Genomic DNA, 3,476 nt, shown 5'->3' on the forward strand with positions numbered 1-3,476 from the left:
CAATTACATTTCATCCCAAAAGTACCAGAATTTGCCGCACTGCACCGTATCCCAAGGAAAAGCACCATGTGTGGCATCGTCGGCGCCGTCGCCCAACGCGACATCGTTCCCGTCCTGATCGAAGGGCTGAAGCGGCTCGAATACCGCGGCTATGACTCCTGCGGCGTTGCCGTCCACCTAGACGGAGAATTGCGCCGCACCCGCAGCACCTCGCGGGTGGCGCAATTGGAATCCCTGGTCGGCGAAGAACAGCTGACCGGATTCACAGGCATCGCCCACACGCGCTGGGCCACCCATGGCACGCCGGCCACCAATAACGCCCACCCCCATTTCTCGGCCGACCGCAACGGCCGCAATCGCGTGGCGCTGGTGCATAACGGCATCATCGAGAACTACGAAGACCTGCGGTCCGAACTGCAGGGCTATGGCTACGAATTCGAAAGCCAGACAGACACGGAAGTCATCGCCCACCTGCTCAATCACCTGTACGACGGCGATCTCTTCTCTGCGGTGCAACAAACCGTCAAGCGCCTGCAGGGTGCCTACGCCATCGCGGCATTCTGCCGCGATGAACCACATCGCGTCGTGGGCGCCCGCCACGGCTCCCCACTCGTGGTAGGCGTCGGTGAGGGCGAAAACTTCCTCGCTTCCGATGCGCTGGCGCTGACCGGCACCTCCAACGACATCATCTATCTGGAAGACGGCGATGTGGTCGACCTCCAGTTGGGACGCGTCTGGATCGTGGACGCCGACGGCAACCAAGTGGAGCGCCCGGTGCGCACGGTCGTCGCCCATACGGCGGCGGCAGACCTGGGCCCCTACCGGCACTACATGCAGAAGGAAATCTTCGAGCAGCCGCGCGCCATCGGCGACACTCTCCAAGACATCGAAACCGTTACCCCCGAACTGTTCGGCGAATCTGCGGACGAAATCTTCCGCGAAGTCGATTCGGTGCTCATCCTGGCTTGCGGCACGAGCTACTACGCCGGCCTGACTGCCAAGTACTGGATCGAAGCCATCGCGCAGGTGCCGGTCGCCGTCGAAATCGCCAGTGAATACCGCTATCGCACGAGCGTGCCCAACCCGCGGGCCTTGGTCGTGACCATCTCGCAATCAGGCGAGACTGCCGACACGCTGGCCGCCCTGAAGCACGCGCAGCAGCAGGGCATGGCCAATACGCTCACGATCTGCAACGTCGCCACCAGCGCCATGGTGCGCGAGTGCAAGCTCAACTTCCTCACCCGCGCCGGCGTGGAAATCGGCGTCGCGTCGACCAAGGCTTTCACGACGCAGCTCGTCGGCCTGTTCCTGCTGACGCTCACCCTGGCCAAGATCAAGGGCCGCCTGACCGACGAACAGGAGGCAGACCACATCCGCACGCTGCGCCACTTGCCCGTTGCCATCCAGGCCGTGCTGGCGCTCGAGCCCCAGATCATCTCCTGGGCGGAAGAGTTCGTGCGCAAGGAAAACGCCTTGTTCCTCGGGCGCGGCATGCACTATCCGATCGCGCTCGAAGGCGCGCTCAAGCTCAAGGAAATCAGTTACATCCATGCCGAGGCCTATCCAGCAGGCGAGCTCAAGCACGGCCCGCTCGCGCTCGTGACCGACCAGATGCCCGTCATCACGGTCGCCCCGCAGGACGCCCTGCTCAAGAAGCTGCAATCCAACATGCAGGAAGTCCGCGCACGCGGCGGCCACCTGTACGTATTCGCAGACGCCGGCAGCAACATCCGCACCGAACCGGGCGTCCACGTGATCCGCATGCCCGAGCACTACGGGTGGCTCTCGCCCATCCTGCACGTCGTGCCCATGCAGCTGCTGGCCTATCACACGGCTTGCGCGCGCGGCACCGACGTCGACAAGCCGCGCAACCTGGCCAAGAGCGTGACGGTGGAGTGACGTAGATTCGACGCTAGACGCCAGCGAACCTGGGCACTAGCCCGGAGGCCACTCCGGGCTAGTGCGTCGCGATGCCGTTGGATCCGCGACCGCGGCGATCGCCGCCCCTTACACGATCGCGGCACGCACCTGATTGCGGCCACGTTCCTTGGCGAGATAGAGTTGCGCATCGGCGACCTCGACCAGTGTCTCCGCGCCGGGGTCGCCCGCCTCCACCGTCGCGACCCCGACGCTTACCGTCACCCACGGAGGAGTAGCGGCGGCGTTCGGCAGGCGGAGCTGCTCGATGTCGCGACGAATCTGCTCCGCCAACTGGCAGGCGCTCTGCGCGGGGGTGGCAGGCAACAGGCATACGAACTCTTCTCCGCCATAGCGAGCCAGGTGGGCTCCCTGCCGGTCGACACTGCGTTCAAGCGACCTGGCGACGGACCGAAGATAGGAATCGCCAGTGAGATGCCCGTACTCGTCATTGATGCGCTTGAACCTATCGACATCGATGGCAAGTAAGCTCAATGGCGTGCCTGTCGCCCGATAGCGGGCATAGGCCGCGGCGAGCCCTTCGTCGAAAGACCGGCGATTCGGAAGCTCGGTCAAGGAGTCCGTCCGCGTAAGCCGCTCCAGTTTCTGGTTGGCTTCGTGCAGCGCGCTTCGCTGTCGCTCGATATATCGATTCTTTTCATTCAACAGCCGCGTCAGGCGGCGATGTCGCTGCAGGGCGACAGACACGACCGCGAGCAAGGCCACGCCTGTGATGCAGGCGTATAGCAACAAGCTGCGTTGATTGCGTTGCTTGACGTAGCGTTCCAACAGGACTCGCTCACCGTCCTGGTGCGCATCAACCGAGGCGGAAATATCGACGGCTGCGAGATAGCGGTTGAATGCGTCCACGAGCAAGGCATGGTCCGGGGCCTTGCTGAAATAGAAGCGGTAGGCGCGAGGGGACTCGTATACGGTGTAAATCACCTCAAGATCGAAGTACTCGTTGTGGTAGCGCTTCTCCTGAAACACATCTTTGTTGAACACGGCGACATCCACCGTGCCCTTGCGCACCACATCGAACAGCCCATTGCTGCTTCTTTCGTTGAACGTGAAGAGTCGATCAGGCGGGACGGTGGCCTTGAGCAAGGGCTCGAGCGCAGCACCTGGCAGATAACCGACCCGATAATTCGACAGGTCGTTGATACCGCGCAATACCACTCCGGAGCCCTGCCGGGCGATGACGGCGTAATAGCTGTTGTAGAACGTGTTCGTGAAAAGTCCGGCTTCTGCCCGTTCTGCTGAATGACTCAGCGGAATGAAAAGGTCCGCCTGCCCAGTCTGCACCTGTCGCAGTTTGTCGTATACGGTTTGATCCCGGCCGGGCGCGATCTCGAAAGAGATGCCCAGCTCCGCGGCGATCAGGCAGAGGACGTCAATCGCGATCCCCTCGTAGGTTCCGCGCTTGGCGTCATACCTAACCAGGGGTGGAGCGTCCACCGCCGCCACTCGCAGGGGAGCCGAAGCCCGCAGTTTGGCGCGGAGCGAATCTCGAATGTTCACGGGCCGCTTGAGCCGGACATTCTGACTACCTTCGCAGG

2 protein-coding genes are annotated in these 3,476 nt (G+C 62.7%); one reads left to right on the forward strand and one right to left on the reverse strand.

What is annotated here, in order from left to right; translation table 11 throughout:
* The first annotated feature begins 66 nt into the window (after nt 1-66).
* The gene (gene glmS, locus IRZ12_RS16640; protein ID WP_296470910.1) at nt 67-1,899 is read left to right on the forward strand and encodes a glutamine--fructose-6-phosphate transaminase (isomerizing); all 1,833 of its coding nucleotides are present in this window, start codon (nt 67-69) and stop codon (nt 1,897-1,899) included.
* A 108-nt stretch (nt 1,900-2,007) separates the two neighbouring features.
* On the opposite strand, the gene IRZ12_RS16645 is transcribed toward glmS, so the two are convergent.
* Nucleotides 2,008-3,476, reverse strand: a 1,469-nt coding sequence (locus IRZ12_RS16645; protein ID WP_296470913.1) for a GGDEF domain-containing protein, incomplete at its 5' end; no start/stop codon positions are given.

Origin of the sequence: Pigmentiphaga sp. (genome assembly GCF_019689535.1) — a bacterium.
Lineage (GTDB): Bacteria > Pseudomonadota > Gammaproteobacteria > Burkholderiales > Burkholderiaceae_B > Pigmentiphaga.